Genomic DNA, 24,545 nt, shown 5'->3' on the forward strand with positions numbered 1-24,545 from the left:
CCCGGAATCTTTTGTGCAGCCGGCTGTCACCAGTTGCTCATGCGGCCGTCGGCGAGGCTGGGTTCCGGCTCGTCGGCGTCCGGGTTCGGGGCGGGGCTCGGATAGCGCGGCAGGAAGAGCGACAGGCCAAGGACGAGCACGCTTCCGGCGGTGAGGGCGATGAGCGTCGCGGTGTATCCACCTGTGCTCTCCGCGGCTCCCTGTGCCAGCACCGGGAAGACTCCGATGCCGACGAGGCTGACGATGCCCAGCGTGATGCCCTGGATCTGGGCGAAGGCCCGCATGCCGAAGTAGCACCCCACGAGGTACGGCCCGGTGGTGGACTCCGCGCCGGTCACGACACCGAGCAGTCCCATGGTGACGAACAGGGCCCACATGCCTCCGGTGGCGGCGAAGACCATGACCATGCCGATCACCAGGCACACCGTGAACGGCACGAAGGCACGAGGTGTGCGCGACCGGTCGAGGACCATGCCCGCGACGATCTGTCCGGCGACGGACGCCACCAGCATGACCGACACCGACAGGGACACCTCGGTGGCGGAATAGCCGTGCTCGCCGAAGAGTGACACGGCGTTCAGACGCACGCTCATCGCCACACCTGCCGCCACGGTCAGCACCAGCACCGTGTACCACCAGGCCCGGGTCTTCAGTGCCCGGCCAAGGGGGAGGCCGGGCAGCTCCTTGTGCGCCGGCCGGCCCTTTGCCTTCGGCGGAACGGCGTTCCCCAGGGTGGGCGACGCCGGCGCGGGCTCGTACATGAGGAAGTACTGGGCAGGGAAGACGATCAGCAGGATGCACCCGCCTGTCAGCAGGTAGGTCGTCCTCCAGCCGAAGTGGTCGATGGACAGCTGACTCAGGGGCGAGAGGGCGGCACCGGCGAGGCTGGAGGTCGCCCCGATGAGCAGGGAGTAGCCCAGCCCGCGGTGGTGCGGGAACCACTCCGAGACGACTTTGTAGACCACGCCGAGTATGGAGGTGTATCCCAGAGCCGTGCTCACCAGCAGGACTGCCGCCAGCACGACACCGTTCGCGCCCACGAGCGCCACCGCGGCCGTTGAGAGCGCGTAGAGGGCGGTGCCCGGAACGGCGACCGCCCGGGCACCCCAGCGGTCGACCAGGCGGCCGGCCAGGGGCAGCACGAAGGGGGCGGCCACGGTGGGGATGTTGAAGATGCTCAGCGTCTCCGAGTGGGACCAGCCGAAGTCCTTGGCGACCGGGTCGACGAGGAAGGTGACAACGGTGACGAGAGCCGGGGGACTCAGGACCATGGCGAGCACACAGGCGATCGCTGCTTTCCAGGCCGGCGTGGGATAGCCGCGCAATGCGGACAAGGACTCCCGCAGGGAGGCGGGGGCAGGGACACCCGGCTGGCCGGGTGGAGCGAATTCCGGGTGGGACTGGGGCGGGGACATCGTCGTCCTTCCTCGCGCAAGGAGACGCGGCCGCCGGCTGAGCGGGCGGGGCGGTCTCGTGCTGCCAGTTGGCTCGCTGAGGGCGCCGGGCGCCGAGCGGCACCCGATTGATGAACTGTACGGTCCAGTGCAATCAATCGGTCAAGAGGCCTGCACGGCCGAATCGCCATCGCCGCCCCGCATGCAGAGCGCGGAGGTCAGAGCGTGAGGTGTCCGAGCATCCCGCAGGAGTGCTCGAAAACGCCGTGGCGCGGAAGGTCCCACTCCCGCGCCCAGGTGCGTGTCAGGAGTTCGCCCGCGACAGCCACGGGAAGACCTGACCGATCGCGGAATCGGGGGCATCCGGCAGGTCGCCGGCGCGCAGGCCCTGCAGGAAGATGGCCGTCGTCCATCGGGCGTACGCCTCGAAGTGGGCCGGATCGCGGTCGGCCTCCGGATCCAGCAGCGCGTCCATCTGCGGTCCGGCCGCCGTCATGCGCACGAACAGTCCGGCGTAGGCCTCCGCGTCGGGAAGGGCGTAGCCGCGCTGTCGCGCATCCTCGCGGAGCGCCACGGTCACCAGATCGACGACATGGGGTACTCCGAGGGACCGAATCACCTCGGTCAACTCGGGGCGGCGGGCCGCCTCGACGGTCAGGACGCGAATGAAGGCCAGGTAGTTCGGGGCGGTCGTGGCCTGGAGGAGCTTCAGAACGATGCGCGCCAGCCTCTCCTGGGGATCGTCGACGGAGGCGAGCATCGTCTGATCCAGATCGAAGTCGAGGGAGGCTCCTCCGCGGGCGATCACCGCACGGAACAGCTCCAACTTGTCGCCGAAGTGGGCGTAGACGGTCGTCTTCGAGACGCCGGCCTGTGCCGCCACGGCATCCATCGAGGTTTGATCGAAGCCGAGTTCGAGGAACAGCTCGACGGCCGCGTCGAGAATGGATTCCCGCTTGCTCCGCCGTCCACTCGCGCCCGCGCGCTGGGGACGCTCCTGTTCTGCCATCTCGCTCCTCGTCGAGTCCCCGGCCCTGGTGGGGGCCGGTACACATCTCATCGCTTGACCTTTCGCTGAACCCTACCGTACGGTTCAACTGAACTGAACGGTGCAGTGCAGTTCAACGGTTAAGGAGCCTCATGAGCAAGCCACCCTCTCCGACCCCTTCCGGTGCCGAGTCGGTTACCACGGCGGCCGATCGGCGCCCCTCTCCGCACCTCAGCGACCGCGGTCGGCAGATCCGGGACGAGGTGCGCGCCCTCATCTCCCTGCTGCGGGAGGAAGCACAGGAAGGAGAAGAGCTCGGCGCCCTGCCCCCCGAGACGCTGAGGGCGATACACGAGGCGGGTGTCTTCAAGACCGCCCTGCCCGTCGAACTGGGGGGCTACGCCCTCGGGGCGCGAGACACCGTGGAGATCATCACGGCGCTCGGCGAAGGCGACGGATCCGCCGCGTGGACGGTCTTCGTGGCCGGCGGCATCCGCAATGTCCTCGGCTTCCCCCAGCAGACCGTCGACGAGGTCTTCAAGGAGATCGACACCTGGATCGGTCCTCTGGTCGTCGGTGCCTCCGTGTTCTCCACCAGCGTGGGATCGGCCCGCAGGGCCGACGGCGGGTGGCTGGTCTCCGGGAAGTGGGCGTTCGGCAGCGGCTGCAAGCACGCGGCCTGGGCGGCCGTGGGCGTGACCTACGAGAACTCGGAAGGCCGGCCGGGCCGGGCGATGGCACTGCTGAGCCGCGAGCAGTACACGATCCTGGACGACTGGAAGGTCATGGGCCTGAAGGCCACCTCCAGCAACAGCATCACCGCCGAGGAGGAGGCGTTCGTCCCCGACCACCGCTTCGTCGACCTGGCCGACTTCCCCGCGGTCATGGACAGCGTGCGGGAGCGCTACGACGGCATCGGGTTCCGCAACGACACGCGCGCGCTCATGCTGATCACCTGTCTCAGCAACGTGGCCGTAGCACTCGGCATGGCCCGCGGCACCCTGGACTGCTTCGTGGAGCAGGCGAGGGCCCGCAAGCCGTTCAACCTGCCCTACCCCACCGTGGCGGACATGCCGTCGACCCAGGTGGCCGCCGGTACCGCCCGCGCGATGATCAACGCCGCGGAGGCGACCATCCTCGGCCATGCCGACGAGGTGGACCGGCGCGCCCTGGCCGGGATCGACTTCACGGGCGCCGAGGAGTCCGAGATCACGATGGACCTCGTCTACGCGGTGCGGCTGTGCGCCGACGCCATCGACAAGCTCCAACTCGCCCTCGGTTCCTCCACGGTGAGCCTCAAGAACCCGATCCAGCGCTTCGCGCGGGACGTGCGCGTGCTGGCCACCCATGGCGCGATCCGCTTCGACCCGTTGGCCGAGCTCAGCGGCCGCCAGCTCCTCGGACTCGAACCGTTTCCCATGTTCGCCGGCGGCGTGCCCCAGGTGGGCTGAGCCGACCGCCTTGCAGGAAGAAAGAAGGTGAGGACCATGTCGATCGATGAGCACGGGGCCCAGGGGCTCATGAATCCCGGCTCCGGCCTGGAGCCGCAGCCCACACCGGTGGCACCGATGGATGCGCAGGCTCTGCGGGAAGCGTTCGGCCGTTTCCCGAGCGGGGTGATCGCGGTGTGCGGAACGGTGGACGATCGCCCCCTCGGGATGGCGGTGAGCTCCTTCACCTCCGTATCGCTGGCTCCGCCCCTCGTCTCGGTGTGCCTTCAGACCTCGTCCCGCACCTGGCCGAAGCTCAGGCAGCTGCCACGGCTGGGCCTGAGCGTCCTGGGAGAGCAGCAGGGAGCGGTGTGCCGCGCGCTCGCAGGTGCGGAGGAGAACCGGTTCGCGGACGTGCACTGGGAAACGACCGGGGAAGGAGCGGTGGTCCTTCCCGGGGCGGTCACCTGGTACACCTGCACGCTCCGCGCCGAACTCCCGGCGGGTGACCACACCATCGCCCTGCTGGAGATAGACCGCCTGTGGACGCTGCCGTCGGCCGAGCCCCTGGTCTTCCACGGAAGCCGCTTCCGGCGGCTCGACGACGGAGACAGGTCGGCTGTCCCCGCCTGAGAGGGGCTGCCACCAACTAGCCCACCCATACGGATCAGTTCGTTGTTTTCGCTCAATCTCAATGAGGAGAGCCGATGTCCGAGCACATCGCCCTGGAGGTCAGGACCGTGGAATCGCCTTGGCTGACCGACGCCGGACGTGAGCTGCGCGATCGGATCCGGGACCTCGTTCCTCTCATCCGGTCGCGGGCGCGCGAGGGGGAGCGGATCGAGGCGTTGACTCCCGACGTGCTTCAGGCACTGGACGAGGCGGGTGTCTACCGCATGACGATGCCGGTCGAGTGGGGTGGCAGTGCGCTGGGCGCCCGCGACATCGTCGAAGTCGTCGCAGCCCTGGGTGAGGCTGACGGGTCGGCGGCCTGGAGTGCCTTCGTCGGCGTCGGGCTGCGCAACTTCCTCGCCCTGGAGCCGCGGGTGGTCGAGGAGATCCGCAAGGACATCGAGGGCTGGGTGGGTCCGGCTCTCGTCGGCGCCTCCGTGTTCGCGACCACGGTCGGGAACGCCCGCAAGGTCGACGGCGGCTGGATGGTCAACGGTCGCTGGGCCTTCGGCAGCGGCTGCAAGCACGCCCGCTGGGCGCTGGTGGGAGTCGCCTTCGACCCCGCGGAAGCCGGCGGCACCGGTCGCGGTGTCGTGGTGCTGGAGCGGGAGCAGTTCGAGATCCTCGACGACTGGCACGTCATGGGGCTCTCCGGAACGTCCAGCAACAGCCTGCGGGTCACCGAGGACATCTTCGTCCCCGACCACCGCTTCCTCGACCTGGCCGAGTTTCCGCCGAGGCTCGACCGGATCCGACACCATTACAGCGGCGCCGCCTTCCGGCAGAGCGGCCGCGCGCTGTTGATGACCGTGGCGCTCAGCAGCACCGCGATCACGCTGGGCATGGCACGTGGCGCGCTGTCCTGTTTCGCCGAACAGGCGGCCAAGCGCAAGCCGTTCACCCTGCCCTACCCGAGCGTCGCCGACATGGCCTCGGCCCAGGTGGCCACCGGGCGTGCCCAGGCGATGATCGTCCTGGCCGCCTCGACGATCGAACGCTTCGCGGACCAGGTGGACGCACGCACCGAGGCCGGTCTCGAATTCGGCGACGACGAGGAGTCGGAGATCAGCCTCGCGCTCGCGTACGCGGCGAACCTGTGCGAGGACGCCATCAATCTGCTGCAGAAGACGCTCGGTTCGTCGACCGTCTCGCTGTCCAATCCCATCCAGCGCTTCGTCCGTGACGCACGCGTGGTCACCTCGCACGGCGCGATCCGCGTCGATCCGCTCGCCGAGCAGAACGGCCGACGCCTCCTCGGACTCGAGCCCTTCCCCATGGTCGGCGCCGCAGTGCCGCGGCGCGGCGTCAACGCCCCCCGTCCTCCGCTGAGTTGAGGACGGCGCCGCTGGGCGACCAGGTGCTTCACCTTCCCGACCTGTTCCTCTTCATATCTGCGATATGTACTGAACTGTGCAGTGCATAATGATGGAAACCATGGTGCTTCGATGACTTCAACACCTCCGCCGCTCTCACCCGACGCCCCGCTCTCGCCGGTGCCACCGGTACCCGCCGCACCCGTGGTCTCCCCGTGGATCAGCGACGAGGGCCGTCGGATCCGCGACCGGGTGCGCGAGCTGATCCCGCTCATCCGCTCTCAGGCCCGCGAGGGAGAGAAGATCGCGGCGCTCACTCCCGAGGTGCTCGAAGCGATCAACGAGGCGGGGGTCTTCCGTATGTCCATGCCCGTCGAGTGGGGCGGGTACGGGCTCGGCGCGCGGGACCTGGTCGAGGTGATCAGCACGCTCAGCGAGGGCGACGGCTCCGCCGGCTGGGCCGGGTTCGTGGGCGTGGGCCTGAAGAACCTCCTCGCGATGGACGCACAGGTGGTCGACGAGGTGCGCGCCGAGACCGAGGACTGGGTCGGGCCGGCCATCGTCGGTGCCTCCGTCTTCGCCACGAAGGTCGGCACTGCCCGAGCCGTCGACGGCGGCTGGCTGGTACAGGGCAAGTGGGCCTTCGGCAGCTGCTGCAAGCACGCGAGCTGGGCGCTGGTCGGCATCGAGTACGACCCCGCCGAGGCCGGAGGGGGTGGCGGCCGCGGCATGGTCGCGCTCCGCCGGGAGCAGTACGAGATCCTCGACGACTGGAACGTCATGGGTCTGTCGGGGTCGGCCAGCAACAGCCTGCGCGTGCAGGACGAGGTGTTCGTCCCGGCCCACCGCTTCATCGACCTCGCCGACTTCCCGCTGCGGCTGCAGCAGGTGCGCGACCGCTACACGGGTGCCGGCTTCGCACAGCGCGGTATGGCGCTGCTGCTCTGTGCGTCCCTCGCGAACATCGCGATCGCCCTGGGGATGGCGCGGGGAGCGCTCGACTGCTTCGCCGAGCAGGCGGCCAAGCGCAAGCCCTTCACCCTTCCGTATCCCACGATCGGCGACATGGCGTCGGCCCAGGTCGCGGCGGGCAAGGCGCTCGCGATGATCAACCTCGCCGCCGCGACGATCGAAGGCACCGCCGACCAGATCGACGCGCGGACGGCACAGGGCCTCGACTTCACCCCGCCGGAGGAGTCCGAGATCAGCCTCTCCATCGCGTACGCGGCGAACCTGTGCGAGGACGCGATCAACCTGCTGCAGAAGACGATCGGCTCGTCCACCGTGAGCCTGTCGAACCCGATCCAGCGGTTCGTCCGAGACGTCCGCGTACTCACCTCGCACGGCGCGATCCGCATCGACCCGCTCGCGGAGCAGAACGGGCGCCGGCTCCTGGGCCTGCCCCCCTTCGCCATGATCGGCGGCGCCGTCCCCGAACGCCGCGCCTCAACAGACTCCACCCGAGACAAGGAGCCCATCCGCGCATGAACGACTTCAGCATCATCGACGGCATCGCGCACATCACCGATCCCAAGCTGTACGAGACCTGGCTCGACCGCGAGGACTACAAGGCCGCCGTCGCGCAGGCCGACACACCCGAGCGGACCGCCACCAAGCGTCTGCTGGTCGACTTCGAGGCCGACCTCGCACGCATGGTCCGCGACGGCTCCGTGCAGGAGAACGTTGCCGACGTGATGAAGCGTTACATCGTCGAGGACTACATCCAGCACGACCCGAACGCGCCCGGCAACGGCCGGGACAACATCATCGAGCACTTCCGCAACGTTCCGACCGGCAACGGCACGCCGCCGCCGGTGGTGAACGTGGTCCTGGACGGCGACCTGGCGTGCGTCATGATGAAGCAGCCGACGCCGGACCCGGAGAGCCCCGACAAGACCTACGACTGGTACATCGTGACGGTGTTCCGCGTGCGCGACGGCAAGCTCGCCGAGCACTGGAGCGCCTTCCGCAAGATGGCCGCGCCCATGCCGGGAAACTGAGCGGCGAGCCCGGCACAGTCACAGATCGTCGCCCCAGCCCCCGCTCCGTCCGCGCCGCCCACTTCCCCGTCGCGCAGCGGACGTACAACCGCGCGGTGACGCACGGCGGGTTCGAAGTCGACCTGGCCGATCTCGGACCCGCCCCTGAACCCGTAACCGACGCTGCCGAACCTGGGCGCTCCCGACCCCGCATCGCAATCCGCCGCCGCTCGTGCGCAGTGATGAACGCGTCGGCGATGCCCGAAGATGAAGAAAGAGCACGAGATGACCATGACGTTGCCCAAAGTGAGCAGGTTCCCCGAGTCGCCCTATCTCAGCGAGGAGGGACGCCGCATGCGCGACGCGCTGCGCGCGGCGGCGCCCGGCCTTGCCGAACGTGCCCGGGAGGGGGAGCTGCTGGGCGCGCTCGCGCCCCAGACGGTCTCGGTACTGCACGAGATCGGGGTGTTCCGCATCACCGTCCCGGTGGAGCTGGGCGGGTTCGCACTCGGTGCACGCGACACCATGGAGGTCGTGCGTGAGCTCGGACGCGTGGACGCGTCGGCCGGGTGGACGGCGATCGTCTCCAGCGCGGCCCGGGGCGCGCTCGCTCTCGGTGACCAGGTGAAGGACGAGGTCTTCGCCGACATCGATACCTGGCAGGGACCGCTCATTTTCGGCGCCACCGTCTTCGCGCCGAAGGTCGGCGACGGGCGCAAGGTCGAGGGAGGGTGGATGGTGAAGGGCCGCTGGGCGTTCGGCAGCAGCTGCAAGATCGCGAAGTGGGGCTCGGTCGGCTTCGAGTACGACGACCCCGACACCGGAGAACGGCGTCGCGCGATGGGACTCCTGTCCCAGGACCAGTACACGATCGTCGACGACTGGCAGGTCATGGGACTGAGCGCCACGTCGAGCAACAGTGTGCGGGCCGACGAGGAGGTGTTCGTCCCCGAGTACCGGGTCATCCACACCATGGACATGCCCGCGCGCATGGACGCCCTGCGCGGCAAGTACCAGGGACTCGGATTCATGCACTCCGCGACCGGAACCATGGTCGCCACCACGACGGCGTTCGGTGCGCTCGCCCTGGGCATGGCCGAGGGCGCTCTGAAGGCCTTCGTCGAACAGGCCGCCAGGCGGCCGCCGTTCAACCTGCCGTATCCGACCATGGCCGACATGGCCTCGACGCAGGTCGTGGCGGGGAAGGCGAGGGCCGTCATCAACACGGCCGCGGCCGTCGTCGAGCGGCAGGCGGACGAGATCGACCGGCGCGCGCTGGCGGGTGAGGACTTCCACCCGTGGGACGAACCGGAGATCACGATGGACCTCGTCCATCAGATCCACGCCTGTCTCCAGGTGATCGACGGGCTGCACCTGGCACTCGGTTCCTCGACCGTCGGCTTGTCCAACCCGATCCAGCGCTTCGTCCGGGACGTGCACGTGCTGGCCACCCACGGCGCTTTCCGTATCGACCCGATGGCCGAGATCAACGGTCGGGACATCTTCGAGTTGGAGCCGCTGCCGATGCTGGCCGCCCTCAGTTCGCCCCCTCCCGCGAAGACGCCCCCGCAGGCGGCCGGCGGCAAGTTCCCGGACCCGGTGCCGCACCCCGCGTGACCCGATTCCACTCGAAGGCTGCGGCGATACCGGTGATCCCGAGCAAGCACTCGGCCTTCCGCTCGCAGTGACACCTTTCCGCCCGTAGTGACGCCGGAGCAGCGGCACCTGGTGAGCCGAGCAGCGGTGCCCCTGACAGTCCGGCAACGGCGCTCCAGACGCCCCGGAATCTGTCACACCCCTGCCAGAGCCCTCCCGTTCTCGCAGTCGATCGTGCACACCGGGACCGGACCGGCTCCACAGACCCGGGCACGGCGCCACCCGGCTCGGTGCCGGTGCCCGGTCGGGCCCAACGGGCCGACACAAAGCAGCAGATGCCACCGGCTTCACCCCGAGAGATGCCGAAGAACACGATGACCGCCGGCACCTCCCGATCGCCGTGCCGACGTCGACCGCCGCTCTGCGGCCGCTTCGTCGCCGCAGGCATCACCGGCCGGAACAACTCCCACAGCTGGTCAGGAACAAAGCAATTCACAGCGTCACCACCCCAGCCCATGACCGATTGAGCCGCCCTCTGAATAGCTCGCCGCGCCAATGGGGCCGCGGTGCATCCGTAACGGAGGCTTTCCCATGACCACTTCCGTGCCGAGGGGCGACACCGCTCCGTCTTCGTCCGAAGCCGGCGGGAAGTCCTACCTCGCCGACCTCTGGAGGGCACCAGCGAGCGCCAAGGCGGCGCTGACCGGCTGTCTCCTCCTCATGCTGGTCAGTCCCTCCGGCCTCTCCGCGATGACGACGTTCATCGTGCCGGCGTTCGCCAAGGACACGGGCGTCGCCAAATCCGCCGGCATTCTCGTGTTCGTCTCCGTCCCGTTGCTGATCGGGCCGATCGTCCTGCCCTTCGCGGGCCGTTGGGTGGATCGACTGGGCGCACGCAGGGTCGCGGTCCCCTCCGCTGTCCTCTACGCGGTGCTGACGGCCCTCGTCCCGCTGTGCGGGTCCAGCGTGCCGGTGCTGGCGGTCGTGCTGATCCTGGCGTCTGTGTTCGGCTTCATGTCAGGTCTGGCTGTCGTCTTCAAAGTCGTCTCGACCTGGCTGCCGCAGCACAAGGGCATCGGATTCGCCCTCATCGGCGTCGCCTCCAGCCTGGCCGCCGCTGTGTTCTCACCCGTGTTCCAGTGGCTGATCAGCGGCAGCGCCGGCCTCGGATGGAAGGGAACCTACCTACTCGTGGCTGCGGCGATCGCCATCGTGGCGATCCCGACCACCGTGTTCCTCATCTCCGAGCCGACGGTGCCGGTGGAGCCGACTTTGCCGACGGGGCCGATGGAACTGACAGAGTCGATGGAGCCGACGAAGCGGCGTGTGACGGGGCCCGAAGCAGGGCTGCCACAGCTTCCGGGTATCCCGCTGCGCGAGGCGGTCCGGACACGGGTCTGGATCTCCATCACGGTCTCCCTCGCCTTGGCAGCAGCCGGCCCGATGACCGTGCGGCAGAACGCGGTCGACTTCTTCGACGAGCGCGGATTCACCGAGACGACGGTCTCGCTCTCCCTGTCCGCGCTGTTCGCCGCGTCGGTCGCCGGACTTCTCATCGGTGGGATGATCCTGGACAGGACCGACCGGCCCCGGGTGGTGGTCCCGATGCTCGCAGCGGTGCCGGTGGGGCTCCTGATCGCCTTCGCGAATCACGGCTCGACGCCGCTGCTGTTCGTCGCGATGATCCTCCTCGGCTTCGCCACCGGCGCCGAGTCGTCGCTGGGACCCTTCCTCATCGCGCGGTACTTCGGCCTCGCCTCGTTCGCGCAGCTGCAGGGATCGACGCTGGCCATCTCCACCCTGTCGCTCGGTATGTCGCCGTTCCTGGTCAGCGCGATGCAGACCGCGACCGGGAGCTACACGGTGCCGGTGCTCGCGCTCACCGCGCTGACGGTGGTCGCCGTCGTCCTGGCGGCGGTGCTACCGAATTTCCCGGCACAGTGGAAGATCGAAAACGCTCCCGAGCAGACCACCGAGTCGGCGTGACGGCGGCGAACAGGATGCCGGGCCGATCCTGTCGGCGCTTTGTGAGACCTGTAGCCGTGAGGGGGCTGGTCCGGGCGCTGTGACCCTACCGAGGGACGGAAACGGGCGGTCAGGAACAGCACGTCACGTAGGGTGACACGCGAACCCGTGCTGCGCCCCGTACTACCCGAGATCCATGGCACGGCGCCGCGGCGGTCGGTGATGCCGCCCCGGACCCGGTCGGCGGGGCCCCGGGCAGCGCGTCACGGGCCGTCCTCGGCGGTGTGGGATTCGTCGGTGACGACGGAGCGCCCGTCCCCGGCACCGAGGTGATCGCCGCGTGCGACGCGATCGTGCCGTCCATGGTCGAGCGCGACCCCGAGTGGGCGGGCTGGTGCTCCGTCCTCGTCAACGTCAACGACCTCGCGGCGATGGGCGCTTCACCCCTGGGCCTGCTCGACGCCCTCGGCGCACGCGACGCCGCGCACGCGGCCCGGGTGCTCGCCGGACTTGGCCGGGCGTCGCGGGCGTACGCCGTCCCCGTCCTCGGCGGGCACACCCAGCTCGGCGTTCCGGCCGCCCTCTCGGTGACCGCGCTGGGCCGGACGGTGCATCCGGTGCCGGGCGGCGGCGGACGCCCGGGGCACGAGGTGCGGCTCACCGCCGACCTCGGCGGTGGCTGGCGCACGGGATACCGGGGCCGCCAGTGGGACTCGACGAGCCACCGCCGTACGGACGATCTGCGTGCCATGACCGGCGCGGTGGCCGCCGCCCGGCCCGCCGCGGCCAAGGACGTGTCGATGGCGGGCATCGCCGGCACCCTCGGCATGCTTGCCGAGGCGAGCGGCTGCCGGGCGGTGCTCGACGTGGCCGCCGTACCGCGACCGACCGCGGCGACCGTCGGCGACTGGCTGACCTGCTTCCCCGGCTACGCGATGCTCACCGCCGACGAGCCGGGCGCCCCGGCCCTGCCCGCGGGACCGGCCACGGGCGCCGTGTGCGGCGAGCTGACCACAGGAGAAGGCGTCGGGCTGCGCTGGCCCGACGGTGAGATCACCGAAGCGGTCGCCTCGACGGTGACCGGGATGGGAGCCGCATGAGCACGCTGCGGATGGCGGCCGTCGCCGCCGAGTTCGGCCGGGACCTGGAGGAGGACTTCCGCGTCGCCGAAGGGCTGATCAAGGAAGCCAGGGAGCAGAACGTGCGGCTGCTCGCACTGCCCGAGGCGTGCCTGGGCGGATACCTGCTCAGCCTCGACGACTCCGCGGAACTCGACGAGGGCCCGCCCGCCCTCGCCCTCGGCGGCCCCGAGATCCGCCGACTGGCCGCCCTGGCCGGGGAGATGACGGTCGTCGCCGGCTACTGCGAGGCGGACGCGGACGGCCACCGCTACAACAGCGTCGTCTGCGTCACCGGCGACGGTGTCCTCGGCAACCACCGCAAGGTGCACCAGCCACTGAGCGAGGATGCGTCCTATGCCTCCGGGGACCGGTTCCACGCCTTCGACACTCCGGTCGGCCGGATCGGCATGATGATCTGCTACGACAAGGCGTTCCCGGAATCTGCGCGGGCACTGGCCCTGGACGGCGCGGAGATCGGGGTGTGCGTGTCGGCCTGGCCGGGCGCGCGCACCAACGCGGTCGCCGACCTCGAAGAGGACCGCTGGAAGCGCCGCTTCGACCTCTTCGACCGGGCCCGCGCTCTGGAGAACCAGATCGTGTGGCTGTCGGCCAACCAGGCGGGCACCTTCGGGTCGCTACGCTTCGTCGGCAGCGCCAAGGTCGTCGACCCCGGCGGCGAGATCCTCGCCGACACGGGTGTCACGGCCGGCATCGCCGTCGCCGAACTCGACGTCGTCCAGGCACTTCGGACCGCCCGCCGGTCGATGGGGCACCTGCGCGACCGGCGGCCCGAGACCTATACGTACGCAGGAGCAGTCACCGCATGAGCACGATCCGGATCGCGGCCGCGGCCGCCCACTTCGGCCGCGACCTGGAGTTCGACCTCGCCCGCATCGCCAAGCTGATCGACGACGCGCGCGCCTCCGGCGCCGGACTGCTCGTGCTGCCCGACGCGGCCCTCGGCGGCTACCTCGCCGATCTGCGCCATCCCGACCCCGGGGCCCTGCCCCCGGCCCTCAAGCCCGACGACCCACTGATCCACCAGGTCTCCCGCCTGGCCGCCGAGCTGGTGGTGTGCGTCGGCTATTGCGAGGACGCCGGCGACGAGCGCTTCAACTCGGCCGTCTGTGTCAGCGGCGACGGCGTCCTCGGCCGCCACCGCAAGGTCCACCTCCCGGCCGGCGAGGTCGCCGCCTACGCGCCCGGCGACCGCTTCGACGCCTTCGACACCCCGGTCGGGCGCCTCGGCATGCTCATCGACTACGACAAGACCTTCCCCGAGTCCGCCCGCTCGCTCGCCCTCGACGGCGCCGAGATCCTCGCCTGCCTGTCCGCCTGGCCCACCTCCATCACCAACCGCGCGCCACGCATGGCACAGGATCGCCAGGCCAGGCTCTTCGACCTCTACGACCAGGCCCGCGCCGCCGAGAACCAGCTCGTCCTCGCCTCCTCCAACCAGACCGGCGCCATGGGCGGCATGCGCTTCCTCGGCCAGGCCAAGGTCGTCGGCCCCGGCGGCGACATCCTCGCCCGCACCTGGTCCAAGGCCGGCCTGGCCGTCGCCGAGGTCGACGTGGCCGCCGAGATCGACCGCGCCCGCCGCGTCCTGCGCCACCTGGACGAGCGCCGCCCCGCCGCCTACCGCGAGAACCCGTCGTAATCCAGCCTCCGGGAGCACCCTCGTGAAGATCGCCCTGCTCAGCTACTCCACCAAGCCGCGCGGCGGCGTCGTGCACACCCTCCACCTCGCCGAGGCCCTCGCCGCGCTGGGCGAGGACGTGACGGTGTGGACGCTGGGCCGGGGCGGCGACACGGGCTTCTTCCGGCCCGTTTCCCCGGCGGTACGGCTGCGGATCGTGCCATTCTCCGACAGCGTCTCCGGCCCCGCCGACGAGACGGTCGGCCGACGCGTCGTGCGCTCCATCGCCACCCTCCGCGACGCCTTCGACCCCGCCCCGTACGACATCGTCCACGCCCAGGACTGCATCAGCGCCAACGCCGTCGGCCGCTGTGTCCGGACCGTCCACCACATCGACCACTTCACGACGCCCGAGCTGGCCGCCTGCCACGAGCGGGCCATCGTCGAACCGTACGCGCACGTCTGCGTGTCGGCGGCCGTGGCGGGCGAGCTCCGGGCGGGCTGGGCCCTGACGGCGGAGGTGATCCCCAACGGCGTGGCGTACGAGCGCTTCGCGACCACCGAGCCGACGGCGAGGGCGGTCTGGCGCTCCCGCCTGGGCCGCTACATTCTCACCGTCGGCGGCATCGAACCGCGCAAGGGCTCCCTGGACCTGCTGGAGGCCTACGCCCTGCTGCGCGCCGACCACCCCGGCGTCCGGCTGGTGATCGCGGGCGGCGAGACCCTCTTCGACTATCGCGACTACCGCGCCCGCTGGGAAGTGCGGGCGGCCGAACTCCACGTCGAGCCAATCGTGTTGGGCCCGGTACCCGACGACGAGCTGCCCGCCCTCGTCGCCGCCGCGAATGCCTTCGCCTTCCCCTCGCTCAAGGAGGGCTTCGGCCTCGCCGCCATGGAAGCGCTCGCCGCGGGCGTCCCCCTGGTCGTACGGGACCTGCCCGTCCTGCGCGAGGTCTTCGGCCCAGCAGCCCACTTCGCCGCCACGCCCGCGCAGCTCGCCACCGCACTCGGCCACACCCTCACGGTCGACGACCCGGCCAGGCGGGCCGCCGGACGGGAACTGGCCGCCGCTCACACCTGGGTCGAGGCGGCCCGTCGCCACCTGGCCCTGTACCGCTCCCTCCACTGACCGGACGCGTCACGTTCCCGGCAGCGGGCGGACCGTGAGGATCTGCGAGGCGTGCCCGACCGGGCCGTCGAGGTCGTGCAGGACCGTGCTGGTCAGGCCCTGACCGGTGGGGCCGAACGTGACCTTGGTGTCCAACCCCGTCCAGGGGCCGCGCGGTTGGCGGTGGAGATGGATGGTCAGGTCGACGTTGGGGAACATCCACGCCGTGGGCGGCTGACGGACGGCGATGCCGTTGGCGGTGTCGACGAGGGCGACATACGACGCGAGCGGGCCGGCGGACCCACCGGCGACCAGCTCAAGCGGTGTGGAGACCCAGGCGGCCGTACGGCCCGGTCGGGGCGGTGCGACCGGGCGGATCTCCACGGAGTCGATGTAGCCGCCGGGCCGGATGCCGGTCGCCGGCCACGGGGCGAGGGACTCCGGCGAGGTGAGGCGGTCGTCGGGTCCGCCGGTAACGGCGCTGGTGTCGAGGGCGGCGCGCAGACGGCGTGCGCCTTGCGCAGAGGAAGTACTGGAGCTGCGGAGGCTGTTCGGCAGCCCCGACTACTTCGTGCGCGTGGCCGTGGCCGATCTGCCCGCCTACGGGACATTCCTCGGCCGGTGCGTCATGACCATCCCCCGCATCAAGAACGTCACCTCGCACTTCGCGATGAAGACCGTCAAGCCGGGCCCGCAGGGGAGAACGGACCCGGCTCGACGGCCTTGCCGGAGTGGTCAGTTGTTGGTGAGGACCACCTTCAGGGCGCCGGTCTCGGCGCTGCGGGTGAAGACGTCGTAGCCCTGCATGGTCTCGGCCAGCGGCAGGCGGTGGCTGATGAGCCGGGTGGCGTCGAGGGCGCCGGTGGCGATGGGGTTCATCAGCTGGGGGATGGTCAGTCCGGACGGGATGTTGGTGGTGATGGTGACCTGCTTGGCCCAGAGCTTCTCCAGGTGGAGGGTGGCCGGGCCCTCGTGGACGCCGATGTCGGCGATACGGCCGCCGGAGCGGACCAGGTCGGCGGCGAGTTCGAAGGCGTCGGGGAAGCCGACGGCCCCGATGGTGACGTCGGCGCCGTAGCCGTCGGCCAGCTTCCCGACCAGGCCGTGGACCTCGTCCTCGCCGACCGCGTGGGCGGCGCCCAGTTCGAGGGCCATCTCGCGGCGGGCGGGGGTGCGTTCGACGACCACGACGTTGCGCGGGGAGAACAGCTTGGCGGTGACGGTCGCGGACAGGCCGACCGGTCCGGCGCCGACGATGACGACGGTGTCGCCGGGACGCACCTGGCCGTTGAGGACGCCGACCTCCTAGCCGGTGGTGAGAATGTCGGTGAGGAAGGCCGCAACGTGCTCCCAGTCCTGTCTGCCGCTGCCCGATTCCAAGTGCATGCCCGGCGCCTACTACTCGGCCCTGACGCAGTCCACGATCTGCGTGTCCGGCTGGACCGCGACCGTCCGCCCGCCCACCTCCTACACCAACCCGCTGAGGGTCCAGGGCGTCATCGACCACGGGTACAGCGACACCAGAACCGCCGGCTACGAGGAAGACCACCTGATGCCCCTCGAACTCGGCGGCTCCCCGACGGCGACGACCCATCTGTGGCCAGAGCCGCATTCCGGCACGGAGACCGCCACCGCCAAGGACGGGGTCGAAACGAAGGTGAAGAATGCGGTCTGCGCGGGCACGATCACGTTGGCCTCAGCCCGCAGCGCCATCAGGACCAACTGGGCCACGGCGCCGGCGGTCACCGGCATCGGCTGACCCGGCACCCACCCGAGCGGTCACCCCACGGCAGAGCACCGGCACGACGCATTCCCGTGGCGGCTGGTTCCACCGGGAAGACCCGCGCCCTGTGGGCGGCGGTCTTCGCGGTGAGGGCATCGCTCAGGGCCGGCCGTGGGCAGCAGGCCGTGAGCGATGCCGGTGAGGCCAGTCGTGGCGTCGAGGGCCGGCCACACCTACACCTTCCGCCGCTTCCGGCTGGAGAGGGGCGGGCTGCGGTCCGCGTCCACGCCGGCGAGGACCGCGACACCGCGATCGACGTCTACCAGGGCCGCCGCAACTACGTGCGGAACAGCGACGACTCCACCGCGACCCTGCGCGACGAGGTCGGCCGTTTCGTCGTCGACGCTTCCTGGAGCCACCACCACGGTGAGCACCGGGACGGCGGCGGCTGCGACGAGCGCGGCGACCGTGATGGCGGGCGCCGCGACGCGCGCCGCTGACCGGCACGGTCCCGCGGGCCGGTGACCGTACGGGCCCGGCACACCCCCCGCGGCCCGGCAGCCGTTGGTGTGCCGCTCACCGTGAGTGGCACGTCAACGGCGTACACAGCCTGGGCACCCGGGGGACCGTCGGCGCCTCGGCTGCCCCGCCGTGCGCCCCGGCGTCTGATGCTTGTGCTCCTGCCCGCACCCCCTGCCCGGCGTGCGGGATGGCCGGTAGGGCAGCATCTGCTCAGCTGTCACCTGCCCGTGAGGGGTCGTCATGCCACCTGTCCGCCCTGCCGTCGTGCCCGCGCTGCTGACCTGTCTGCTGCTGGCGGGCTGTTCGTCTGTCCCGCTGGGCACGTCGGACCCTTCTTCGTCGGGTGCTTCGGCGCCGGAGGTGTCCCGGTCCGGGGCCGCGGGCGCGGGGCATGCGATCGCGGTCGGCGCGGGCCCGCAGAAGAAGTACACGGTGCAGCAGCAGCCGGCCGCCGGGTCGTGCCACTTCCGGTATGAGAAGGGGGAGCCGCTGGAGGATGCGGCGTGCACCCCGGGCGCGGTCTCCCCGGCCGTGACCCAGGCCAACCTGAAGACGACGATCTGCCGCAAGGGCGGCTACACCTCCGGCATCCGTCCCTCCGCCTACATCACCGGCAAGGAGAAGAAGCTCAACGCCGCCTCCTACGGCTACACCGGCGCCATGAGTGAGGTCGAGTACGACCATCTGATCAGCCTTCAGCTGGGCGGCGATCCCAACGACCCGCGCAACCTGTGGATCGAACCCTCGGATCCGGGCCACAAGAGCAGCCAGGGCGTCAACAACAAGAAGGACCCCGTGGAGACCAAACTGCACACCGCGGTCTGCGCCGGCAGGATCACCCTCGTCCAGGCCCAGCAGGCGATCGTCACCGACTGGACCACGGCGCTCACCACGCTCGGCATCAGCTGACTTAAGCCGGCGCCGTCGACTGGCGTCATCGCGCTGTGGCTGCCCGACGGTCCCGCCGCCGGTGTGGCGGGCGCTTGCCCCCGTGGTTCAGCCGGCAGCCAGGAGCGGCCCGAAGATCTGCCGGCCGATCTTTGCTGCCTGCTGCTGGCTCAGGGTCTTCCCCTGCACGTCCGGGTGTTGCTCCAGCCAGGACCGGGCCGAGTCAGCGCTGGTGAAGAAGTTCAGCGCGTCGCAGCACACGGCAGCGGCCGGCCCGGAGCATGAGCGGCGGCCGGCGACCACCACTGCCGAGTCGGGCTCCCACACCATGTGCCCGTTCTCGCTGGAAACGGTGACCGGCTCGCCGGTGACCGGATCCGGGGAGGCGATCACCGCGTCGGTGCCGAGCATCTCCGGGATGCCCAGCGCGTCGATCGCGCACATCGACCACATGCTCACCCCGCTCTCCAAAGTCACCCGGTGCGCGGTGGGTACTGCCGAGAACGGGTATGCCGCCCTGATCTGGCCGTTCGCGTCCAGCGTGAGGAAGTCCTCGCGCGCCAGCTCTGCCAGGACCTCGTGCGCAGGGCGTCCGGCGCTCGCCGCGAATGGTGTGAGCGTGGCGGTCTGCGGGGCCTGGCCGGTGGCGGTGAAGGACCGCAGTACCGCCTGGTGCACGGCGCGCAGCCCACGCTCGGCCGGGGCCCGCCGCCCGCGTCCGGCCCGGCCGGTCGGGTCGAGCAGGTCCGACTCGCAGCACCCCTCTTCCACGGCCCCGGGCCCACCGGCGGCGCCCAGGGCCTGGCGTAGTTCGTCCACGCGCGGTGCCCCGTCCACGGTCCCGTCCGCGTGCCGGTAGATCCGGCAGGACACGCTCGGCACCGTCCCGGCCTGCGCGAACGGGTCGGTTCCGTCGATGAGCACCGTGGGCGAGCCGGCCATGCCCCACCGGGCCGCCTCCGCCGCATCGCGCACCTCCACCGCCTCGACCCTGGCCGTCCGTCCCGCCAGCGCGGCACGGACCCGTTCATGTGCCACGGGTGCGTTCGGACAGTCCGGAACCGCCAGTACCGTGATCCGCATTGCCGTCGACCTCCCCGTTCGAAGCCTGACGCTAGACCTTCCAGCGCACTGGAAGGTCAAGGGCTAGCCTGGAAGTATGCGCATCGGCGAGCTGGCCACCACGAGCGGAGTCCCCGCCAGGACCGTCCGCTTCTACGAACAGGTCGGCCTCATGCCCGAGCCCCCGCGCACCACGGGCGGCTACCGCGACTACCCCGCCGGAGCCGCCACGCGGCTCACCTTCATCCGTGACGCCCAGCACGCCGGGCTCACCCTCGCTGAAATCCGCGGCATCCTCACCCTGCGCGACAGCGGGCAAGCCCCCTGCAACCATGTCAGCGACCTCATCCACGAACACCTCGACGACATCGACCGCCGCCTGGCCGAACTGCGCAAAACCCGCAGCGCGCTCAAGGAACTCGCCCAGCGTGCCGTCGCAACCGACCCGGCTTCTTGCAGCGGTGCCGACATCTGCCGCATCTTCAGCCGGCCCGCTTGAAGTCCACACCGGCAGCCCCCGGCGCATCGACAATCCATGATTCCCTGAATTCAGTTGTGCACTGTGATGGTGTGCTGAATGTTGCCTCCGGCATCGAGGTGCTGGCCCGGTTCGGCCGCGCGCTCGCCGCCCCGATCCGCTGCCGCATCCTGCTCGCCCTGCGCGACGCGCCCGCCTGCCCCGCCGACCTCGCCGACGCCCTCGGCATCTCCCGTACCCGACTGTCGAACCACCTGGCATGCCTGCGCGACTGCGGCCTGGTCGTCACCGCCCCCGACGGCCGCCGCACCCGCTACGAACTCGCCGGCGAACGCCTCGGCCACGCCCTGGACGGCCTGCGCACCGCCGTCGTGGCCGTCGAGACCGACCGCACGTGCGTCGACGCCGAGACCAAGAGACCAAGGGGTGCTGCTGATGACCGCGATATCCCTCGGCCCCTCACCTGTCCGCCGCGACGCTCTCGCCAGGCGAATACGGCTGCTGGTCGCCGCCACGATCACCTGCAACGTCATCGAGGCGGTCGTCGCCATCACCGCCGGCATCCGTGCCTCCTCCACCGCCCTGATCGGCTTGGGCCTGGACTCCGTCATCGAGGTCTCCTTGGCCGCCGCGGTCGTCTGGCGGTTCTCCGCAGCCGGCCACGCCGTACGGGAAGCGCGCGAGCAGCGCACCCTGCGGATCACCGCGATCTCGTTCTTCGCCCTCGCCGCGTACGTCACCGTCGACGCCGTCCGCGCCCTGACAGGCACCGGCGCAGCCGAACGGTCCGTCCCCGGCATCGTGCTCGCCGCCCTGTCACTGGCGGTCATGCCGTTCCTGTCCGCCGCCCAGCGCAGGGCCGGACATGAACTCGGCTCCGCCAGCGCGGTCGCCGACTCCAGGCAGACCCTGCTGTGCACCTGTCTCTCCGCCGTCCTCCTGGCCGGCCTGGTCCTCAACGCCGCCCTCGGCTGGTCCTGGGCCGACCCGGTCGCCGCCCTGGTCATCGCCGCCATCGCCATCAAGGAGGGCCGTGACGCCTGGCAGGGCAAGGGCTGCTGCGCGGCTCCCACCGCCGCGATGCCCGCCCAGCGGCAGGAGGCGGACGCCTGCGGCTGCCGCCCCGGCTGGGACTGCTGCAACTGACCTCCCTGGCGTTCTGCTCCATCGCACCGATCAGCGCTGTACCGGTGTTCTCGGGGCCGTATGCCTACTGTCGGGCGGGGGCGGGGGCGGGGGCGGTGCGGTGGTGTGCGGGCCGGGGTGAGGAGTGGACCGGCAGTGAGCAGCGGGGCGAGGGCGGCGAATCCGTAGGTGAGGCTCTGGCTCTGTTCACGAAAGACGGGCTCTGGCAAAGATCTTGGGGAGTCGCAGAGGGTCAGCGTTCGCAACGCCACCGCTTCTCGGACGGCTCCGCGTCCCGCCGTGTGGATCAGGCGCCGTGAAGTGCGCTGACCGGCGGCGACGGGGCTACCGTGATGCTGCATGAGACGCTCCTTGCCCCTGGATGCCGTGCCCCGTCTCACCGGCGCGGCGATCGTCGGATCGGTGGCCGGCGTGGCCGTGGCGCTGGCGACCGATGGGGCACTGGGCGCGCTGGCTGCGATCGCCGCGACGGAACTGTCCTTCGTCCTGGCGGGCTGGGCGGTGCTGTGGCCGATGGACGCCACGGCCACCCACCGCAATGCGCGGCGTGAGGACTTCCGTCCCGTGACCGATGAACTCGTGGTGGTCGCGGTGGCTCTGTGCGGGCTGTCCGCCATCGTGCTGCTGCTCGGGCGCGGGGAGTCCGACCCCGGCCATGTGGCGGCCGCGACCGCCCTGTGCTGCGTCTTCACGGCCTGGGCCGCGCTGCATCTGATGTACGCCTCCCGTTATGCCTACGTGTATTACGAGTCCGAGGGCGGGATCGACTTCAATTCGGACGACCCGCCGGCGTACCGGGACTTCTTCTACTTCAGCTACAACCTCGGCATGACCTATCAGGTGTCCGACACCGATGTGTCGAGTTCGGCGATCCGGGCGATCGTGCTGCGTCACACACTGCTGTCCTACGTCTTCGGCACCGGCATTCTCGCCACCGCCATCAATCTCGTCGTGGGAATCGTCAGCGGCTGAGGTGGAGGCTCCGGGGCAGGGTCGGGCCGCGACTGCCCAGGGCTTGGTGACCGTACGGCGTGAGCCGGTGTGTCCGGGGGAGGGAGCATGCGTCGCGCTGACGTGGCCGGCTGGCCAGAAGTCAGACGGAGCGGGAGGGCAGGGGTGGGTCATGATGTCGGAGCGGGCCGCCAGGAGCGTGGTGGACGCGGGCGTCGTGTACGACGGGCGTCTGCTGCTGGTGAACGAGAAGGGCAGCTGGGAACTGCCGTCAGGCGCTCCTGAAGCGGCCGGATCGGCGGCGGCCACTGTGGCGTGCCTGGTGGTACGAGCTGACCGGTTGTCTCGTCGACGGCCCAACGCTGCTACGACCGACGGGCACTGCTCCGGCGGACGCGCGCTCGTTCGTGGTGTGCCGGTTGTTGTCCGGAACCCAGTCCGCAGAGGCTCGGCTCGGCCCGGAGTATTTCCGGTGGTCCCCGTTTTCGGAAGCCATCGATGCCGGGCTTCCTGGACCCGTAGGTGTCTGTCTGGGTCATGCGCTCGTGCGGGAGGACCGGCTCCTGTGATCACCGCCGCAAGCCGGGCGTCGAACTCTGTGCCTGCTTCCCCCTCTTGAGGGGGGCACAGCGGCCCGTCGAAGGACGGACGGGTGAAGACATGACGCGCGCGGCGGACGGGCAGAGCGGGTCGGCTCGCCGTCGCCGGCGGTTTCCTGGCCGTCTGAGGTCGCGAAGGTAGTGCGGGGCATCAGGAAACGGGCCTCCCGCGCCCGGGAGCTGGTCGTCGGCGCCCCCGGGGACCTCTTCCCCGCAGGCGGCAGGTGCACGAGTCCTGCCTCGGCCGGCTCCGGTACGGCACCGCCCTCGAAAGCGGCTGGCCGATCGCCACCGGCGCCGTCGAAGGGGCGTGCCGTCACCTGATCGGCGACCGGCTCGAGATCACTGGTGCCCACTGGGGCCTGGACGGTGCCGAAGCCGTCCTCGAACTCCGCGCGCTCATCGACGACGGCGACTTCGATTCGTACTGGGTGTTTCACCTCGAACGTGAGTACCGGCGCTTCTGCCCCGGCCCTGACCAGCACCGCTACCAGCTCACCGCTTGATCAGGGGCTTCCCTGGAAAGGAACTGCATGCACCCACCGACGAGTGCCTCGATATGCGGGCGGTGAGCGAGAGCGGCGAGGGTGTGGTTGAGCAGGGTGTGCTGCTCCATCGGGTCCCGTCGGGCGTGGACCCAGCAGATCACGCCGGTGGGCGCATCGGTCCGCGACAGGTACGCAATGGTGTTGCGGGGGCGGTCCTCGGCATCGGCCGGGGGGGAGACGACCGCATCGCGCCGCGACCAACTTCTGCGGGGTGCGTGACAGCTACGCATCGATACCGGGGCTGCTGCCGCCACCGCCGCCGGGAGGTGCCGTTTTGCCCTCCCGTCCCGCCGGATTCCGCTGGGAGAGCCGTTGAATGTCGTGCGCGGTCACGATACCGCCGAGACGGCCGCCGTCCATGACCAGGACGGGCAGTCCGCCCCCGGAGCCGAGGCGCTCCAGGACCGCAGCCAGCAGCTCGTCGGGTGCGGCGAGCGTGCACTGCGACAGCGGAGTCGCCAGGTCCCGTACCCGCAGCGCCTGCTGCCGCCCGGACGGCACGGCAGCCAGCCTGCGCAGCTGCACGACCCCGCTGGGGCGGCCCTCGAAGTCCACCAGCGCCAACACCGAATGTCGCGTGTGAGCGGCCACGTCGGCAAGGAAGCGGTCCACGGTCAGCCAGTCGGGACCGGTGACCACTGGGCTGGTCATTGCCTGAGCCACCCGGACGCCGCGCACGGCCATGGACAGCTGGGCCCACCGCCGTTGGGCCGCGGCGGTGACCGCCACGAACACGCCGATGACCATCAGCCACAGTCCGTCCGACACCCCCCGCACGAACGCCGACCAGCCCAGCACGGCCAGCACCATGCCGATGACCTGTCCGCTGCGCCCCGCTGCCCGCTGGGCCCGCTCGCGGTCCCGCGTACGCCACCACAACACGGCCTGGAGCACCCGGCCACCGTCCAGCGGCGCGGCCGGCAAGAGGTTGAAGACGCCCAGCAGCACGTTCATGCCACCCAGCCAGCCCAGCACGACGACCGGCATCCGCCAGCCCAGCACGGCCTGCATCCCGGCCGCGCCTGCGATGGCTGCCCCGCCGAGCAGCAGGCTGGCCAGCGGCCCGCTGACGGCGACCGCGAACGCCGCCCGCGCCGTCGTCGGCCCGTCCATCCGGGTCATTCCGCCAAGCGCCCACAGCGTCACGTCCCGCACCGGTATCCCCGCCCTGCGGGCCGTCAGCGCATGCGCCGCCTCATGCACCACCAGACTCACCAGCAGCAGCAGAGCACCGGCCACTCCGGCGGCCGCGTACACCACCGGCGCCCGGCCCGGCGCGTACGCAGGCAGTGTCCGGCCGGCCAGACCGTATGCGAAGAGCAGCATGATCAACGGCACGGTCCAGTGCGCCCGCACCGCCACTCCCCGCACACTTCCGATCCGGATCAAACCCTTCATCACCATCACCCCCGACCGCAGTCCG

General features: G+C 70.6%; 22 protein-coding genes and 4 pseudogenes. 20 read left to right on the forward strand and 6 right to left on the reverse strand.

Features of this window, described 5'->3' with window-relative positions; all coding sequences use genetic code 11:
* Nucleotides 1-26: 26 nt before the first annotated feature.
* Nucleotides 27-1,334, reverse strand: coding sequence for an MFS transporter (locus ABT137_RS43460; RefSeq protein WP_351717886.1), 1,308 nt, complete (start codon nucleotides 1,332-1,334; stop codon nucleotides 27-29).
* A 364-nt stretch (nucleotides 1,335-1,698) separates the two neighbouring features.
* A complete protein-coding gene (locus ABT137_RS43465; RefSeq protein ID WP_351717888.1) occupies nucleotides 1,699-2,403 on the reverse strand; it encodes a TetR/AcrR family transcriptional regulator in 705 nt (234 codons plus the stop codon).
* A gap of 131 nt (nucleotides 2,404-2,534) precedes the next feature.
* Here ABT137_RS43465 and ABT137_RS43470 point away from each other — a divergent pair, with 131 nt between their 5' ends.
* The 11 genes and pseudogenes from ABT137_RS43470 (at nucleotide 2,535) to ABT137_RS43520 (ending at nucleotide 15,226) form a co-directional block, all read left to right on the forward strand.
* A complete protein-coding gene (locus ABT137_RS43470) occupies nucleotides 2,535-3,833 on the forward strand; it encodes an acyl-CoA dehydrogenase family protein (RefSeq protein ID WP_351717890.1) in 1,299 nt (432 codons plus the stop codon).
* 36 nt (nucleotides 3,834-3,869) lie between these two features.
* Nucleotides 3,870-4,445 carry a flavin reductase family protein gene (locus ABT137_RS43475; RefSeq protein ID WP_351717892.1) on the forward strand — a complete coding sequence of 192 codons (576 nt, stop codon included), beginning with the start codon at nucleotides 3,870-3,872 and terminating at the stop codon, nucleotides 4,443-4,445.
* Between the two features lie 74 nt (nucleotides 4,446-4,519).
* The gene (locus tag ABT137_RS43480) at nucleotides 4,520-5,818 is read left to right on the forward strand and encodes an acyl-CoA dehydrogenase family protein (RefSeq protein ID WP_351717894.1); all 1,299 of its coding nucleotides are present in this window, start codon (nucleotides 4,520-4,522) and stop codon (nucleotides 5,816-5,818) included.
* Between the two features lie 111 nt (nucleotides 5,819-5,929).
* Nucleotides 5,930-7,285 carry an acyl-CoA dehydrogenase family protein gene (locus ABT137_RS43485; protein ID WP_351717895.1) on the forward strand — a complete coding sequence of 452 codons (1,356 nt, stop codon included), beginning with the start codon at nucleotides 5,930-5,932 and terminating at the stop codon, nucleotides 7,283-7,285.
* Complete coding sequence (locus ABT137_RS43490; RefSeq protein WP_351717896.1) at nucleotides 7,282-7,797, forward strand: nuclear transport factor 2 family protein; 516 nt, start codon at nucleotides 7,282-7,284, stop codon at nucleotides 7,795-7,797. The genes ABT137_RS43485 and ABT137_RS43490 overlap by 4 nt, the downstream gene beginning before the upstream one ends.
* A gap of 264 nt (nucleotides 7,798-8,061) precedes the next feature.
* Nucleotides 8,062-9,393 carry an acyl-CoA dehydrogenase family protein gene (locus ABT137_RS43495; RefSeq protein WP_351717897.1) on the forward strand — a complete coding sequence of 444 codons (1,332 nt, stop codon included), beginning with the start codon at nucleotides 8,062-8,064 and terminating at the stop codon, nucleotides 9,391-9,393.
* 570 nt (nucleotides 9,394-9,963) lie between these two features.
* Complete coding sequence (locus tag ABT137_RS43500; protein ID WP_351717898.1) at nucleotides 9,964-11,358, forward strand: MFS transporter; 1,395 nt, start codon at nucleotides 9,964-9,966, stop codon at nucleotides 11,356-11,358.
* A 254-nt stretch (nucleotides 11,359-11,612) separates the two neighbouring features.
* A pseudogene (locus ABT137_RS43505) lies at nucleotides 11,613-12,437 on the forward strand (MSMEG_0567/sll0787 family protein); the annotation flags it as partial.
* Nucleotides 12,434-13,285 carry a carbon-nitrogen hydrolase family protein gene (locus tag ABT137_RS43510; protein ID WP_351717900.1) on the forward strand — a complete coding sequence of 284 codons (852 nt, stop codon included), beginning with the start codon at nucleotides 12,434-12,436 and terminating at the stop codon, nucleotides 13,283-13,285. The pseudogene ABT137_RS43505 and the gene ABT137_RS43510, both read left to right, overlap by 4 nt.
* Nucleotides 13,282-14,118, forward strand: coding sequence for a carbon-nitrogen hydrolase family protein (locus ABT137_RS43515; RefSeq protein ID WP_351717901.1), 837 nt, complete (start codon nucleotides 13,282-13,284; stop codon nucleotides 14,116-14,118). Before ABT137_RS43510 ends, ABT137_RS43515 begins: the two co-directional genes overlap by 4 nt.
* Nucleotides 14,119-14,140: 22 nt before the next feature.
* Nucleotides 14,141-15,226, forward strand: a complete 1,086-nt coding sequence (locus tag ABT137_RS43520; protein WP_351717903.1) for an MSMEG_0565 family glycosyltransferase — start codon at nucleotides 14,141-14,143, stop codon at nucleotides 15,224-15,226.
* Nucleotides 15,227-15,235: 9 nt separating this feature from the next.
* Here the strand turns inward: ABT137_RS43520 and ABT137_RS43525 are convergent.
* Nucleotides 15,236-15,703, reverse strand: a pseudogene (locus tag ABT137_RS43525) (thioesterase family protein); the annotation flags it as partial.
* Between ABT137_RS43525 and ABT137_RS43530 the strand changes: the two are divergent.
* Entirely contained in the window at nucleotides 15,615-16,004 is a 390-nt protein-coding gene (locus tag ABT137_RS43530; protein WP_351717904.1) for an Lrp/AsnC ligand binding domain-containing protein, read from the forward strand. The pseudogene ABT137_RS43525 and the gene ABT137_RS43530 overlap by 89 nt on opposite strands.
* On the opposite strand, the gene ABT137_RS43535 is transcribed toward ABT137_RS43530, so the two are convergent.
* Entirely contained in the window at nucleotides 15,941-16,486 is a 546-nt protein-coding gene (locus ABT137_RS43535; RefSeq protein WP_351717906.1) for a zinc-binding dehydrogenase, read from the reverse strand. The genes ABT137_RS43530 and ABT137_RS43535 overlap by 64 nt on opposite strands.
* Before the next feature lie 46 nt (nucleotides 16,487-16,532).
* On the opposite strand from ABT137_RS43535, the gene ABT137_RS43540 reads away from it, so the two are divergent.
* The 3 genes from ABT137_RS43540 to ABT137_RS43550 all read left to right on the forward strand — a co-directional run bounded on the left by ABT137_RS43540 (nucleotide 16,533) and on the right by ABT137_RS43550 (nucleotide 18,359).
* Nucleotides 16,533-16,964 carry a hypothetical protein gene (locus ABT137_RS43540; protein ID WP_351717908.1) on the forward strand — a complete coding sequence of 144 codons (432 nt, stop codon included), beginning with the start codon at nucleotides 16,533-16,535 and terminating at the stop codon, nucleotides 16,962-16,964.
* A 56-nt stretch (nucleotides 16,965-17,020) separates the two neighbouring features.
* Entirely contained in the window at nucleotides 17,021-17,428 is a 408-nt protein-coding gene (locus ABT137_RS43545; RefSeq protein ID WP_351717910.1) for a hypothetical protein, read from the forward strand.
* 262 nt (nucleotides 17,429-17,690) lie between these two features.
* Nucleotides 17,691-18,359 carry a hypothetical protein gene (locus tag ABT137_RS43550; RefSeq protein ID WP_351717911.1) on the forward strand — a complete coding sequence of 223 codons (669 nt, stop codon included), beginning with the start codon at nucleotides 17,691-17,693 and terminating at the stop codon, nucleotides 18,357-18,359.
* A gap of 87 nt (nucleotides 18,360-18,446) precedes the next feature.
* Here ABT137_RS43550 and ABT137_RS43555 read toward each other — a convergent pair whose 3' ends face one another.
* Nucleotides 18,447-19,376, reverse strand: coding sequence for an alkylmercury lyase family protein (locus ABT137_RS43555; RefSeq protein ID WP_351717913.1), 930 nt, complete (start codon nucleotides 19,374-19,376; stop codon nucleotides 18,447-18,449).
* 121 nt (nucleotides 19,377-19,497) lie between these two features.
* Between ABT137_RS43555 and ABT137_RS43560 the strand changes: the two genes are divergently transcribed.
* The 5 genes and pseudogenes from ABT137_RS43560 to ABT137_RS43580 form a co-directional block, all read left to right on the forward strand.
* Nucleotides 19,498-19,899 carry a heavy metal-responsive transcriptional regulator gene (locus tag ABT137_RS43560; protein ID WP_351717915.1) on the forward strand — a complete coding sequence of 134 codons (402 nt, stop codon included), beginning with the start codon at nucleotides 19,498-19,500 and terminating at the stop codon, nucleotides 19,897-19,899.
* 71 nt (nucleotides 19,900-19,970) lie between these two features.
* Nucleotides 19,971-20,294: pseudogene (locus ABT137_RS43565) on the forward strand (ArsR/SmtB family transcription factor); the annotation flags it as partial.
* 19 nt (nucleotides 20,295-20,313) lie between these two features.
* Nucleotides 20,314-21,024 carry a cation efflux transmembrane domain-containing protein gene (locus tag ABT137_RS43570; protein ID WP_351717917.1) on the forward strand — a complete coding sequence of 237 codons (711 nt, stop codon included), beginning with the start codon at nucleotides 20,314-20,316 and terminating at the stop codon, nucleotides 21,022-21,024.
* 339 nt (nucleotides 21,025-21,363) lie between these two features.
* Nucleotides 21,364-21,996: a DUF1345 domain-containing protein gene (locus tag ABT137_RS43575; protein ID WP_351717919.1), complete on the forward strand. Its 633-nt coding sequence runs from the start codon at nucleotides 21,364-21,366 to the stop codon at nucleotides 21,994-21,996.
* A gap of 826 nt (nucleotides 21,997-22,822) precedes the next feature.
* Nucleotides 22,823-23,080, forward strand: a pseudogene (locus ABT137_RS43580) (ISKra4 family transposase); the annotation flags it as partial.
* Nucleotides 23,081-23,344: 264 nt separating this feature from the next.
* Here ABT137_RS43580 and ABT137_RS43585 read toward each other — a convergent pair.
* Entirely contained in the window at nucleotides 23,345-24,520 is a 1,176-nt protein-coding gene (locus ABT137_RS43585; protein ID WP_351717921.1) for a site-2 protease family protein, read from the reverse strand.
* Nucleotides 24,521-24,545: the final 25 nt, after the last annotated feature.

It is taken from the genome of Streptomyces sp. NPDC001980 (assembly GCF_040296885.1).
Classification (GTDB): domain Bacteria; phylum Actinomycetota; class Actinomycetes; order Streptomycetales; family Streptomycetaceae; genus Streptomyces.

Coding starts and splice junctions, on each gene's coding strand:
- ABT137_RS43465 (WP_351717888.1), bottom strand. CDS start 2,403: ATGGCAGAACAGGAGCGTCCCCAGCGCGCGGGCGCGAGTGGACGGCGG.
- ABT137_RS43470 (WP_351717890.1), top strand. CDS start 2,535: ATGAGCAAGCCACCCTCTCCGACCCCTTCCGGTGCCGAGTCGGTTACC.
- ABT137_RS43475 (WP_351717892.1), top strand. CDS start 3,870: ATGTCGATCGATGAGCACGGGGCCCAGGGGCTCATGAATCCCGGCTCC.
- ABT137_RS43480 (WP_351717894.1), top strand. CDS start 4,520: ATGTCCGAGCACATCGCCCTGGAGGTCAGGACCGTGGAATCGCCTTGG.
- ABT137_RS43485 (WP_351717895.1), top strand. CDS start 5,930: ATGACTTCAACACCTCCGCCGCTCTCACCCGACGCCCCGCTCTCGCCG.
- ABT137_RS43490 (WP_351717896.1), top strand. CDS start 7,282: ATGAACGACTTCAGCATCATCGACGGCATCGCGCACATCACCGATCCC.
- ABT137_RS43495 (WP_351717897.1), top strand. CDS start 8,062: ATGACCATGACGTTGCCCAAAGTGAGCAGGTTCCCCGAGTCGCCCTAT.
- ABT137_RS43500 (WP_351717898.1), top strand. CDS start 9,964: ATGACCACTTCCGTGCCGAGGGGCGACACCGCTCCGTCTTCGTCCGAA.
- ABT137_RS43510 (WP_351717900.1), top strand. CDS start 12,434: ATGAGCACGCTGCGGATGGCGGCCGTCGCCGCCGAGTTCGGCCGGGAC.
- ABT137_RS43515 (WP_351717901.1), top strand. CDS start 13,282: ATGAGCACGATCCGGATCGCGGCCGCGGCCGCCCACTTCGGCCGCGAC.
- ABT137_RS43530 (WP_351717904.1), top strand. CDS start 15,615: ATGCCGGTCGCCGGCCACGGGGCGAGGGACTCCGGCGAGGTGAGGCGG.
- ABT137_RS43550 (WP_351717911.1), top strand. CDS start 17,691: ATGCCACCTGTCCGCCCTGCCGTCGTGCCCGCGCTGCTGACCTGTCTG.
- ABT137_RS43560 (WP_351717915.1), top strand. CDS start 19,498: ATGCGCATCGGCGAGCTGGCCACCACGAGCGGAGTCCCCGCCAGGACC.
- ABT137_RS43570 (WP_351717917.1), top strand. CDS start 20,314: ATGACCGCGATATCCCTCGGCCCCTCACCTGTCCGCCGCGACGCTCTC.
- ABT137_RS43575 (WP_351717919.1), top strand. CDS start 21,364: ATGAGACGCTCCTTGCCCCTGGATGCCGTGCCCCGTCTCACCGGCGCG.
- ABT137_RS43585 (WP_351717921.1), bottom strand. CDS start 24,520: ATGAAGGGTTTGATCCGGATCGGAAGTGTGCGGGGAGTGGCGGTGCGG.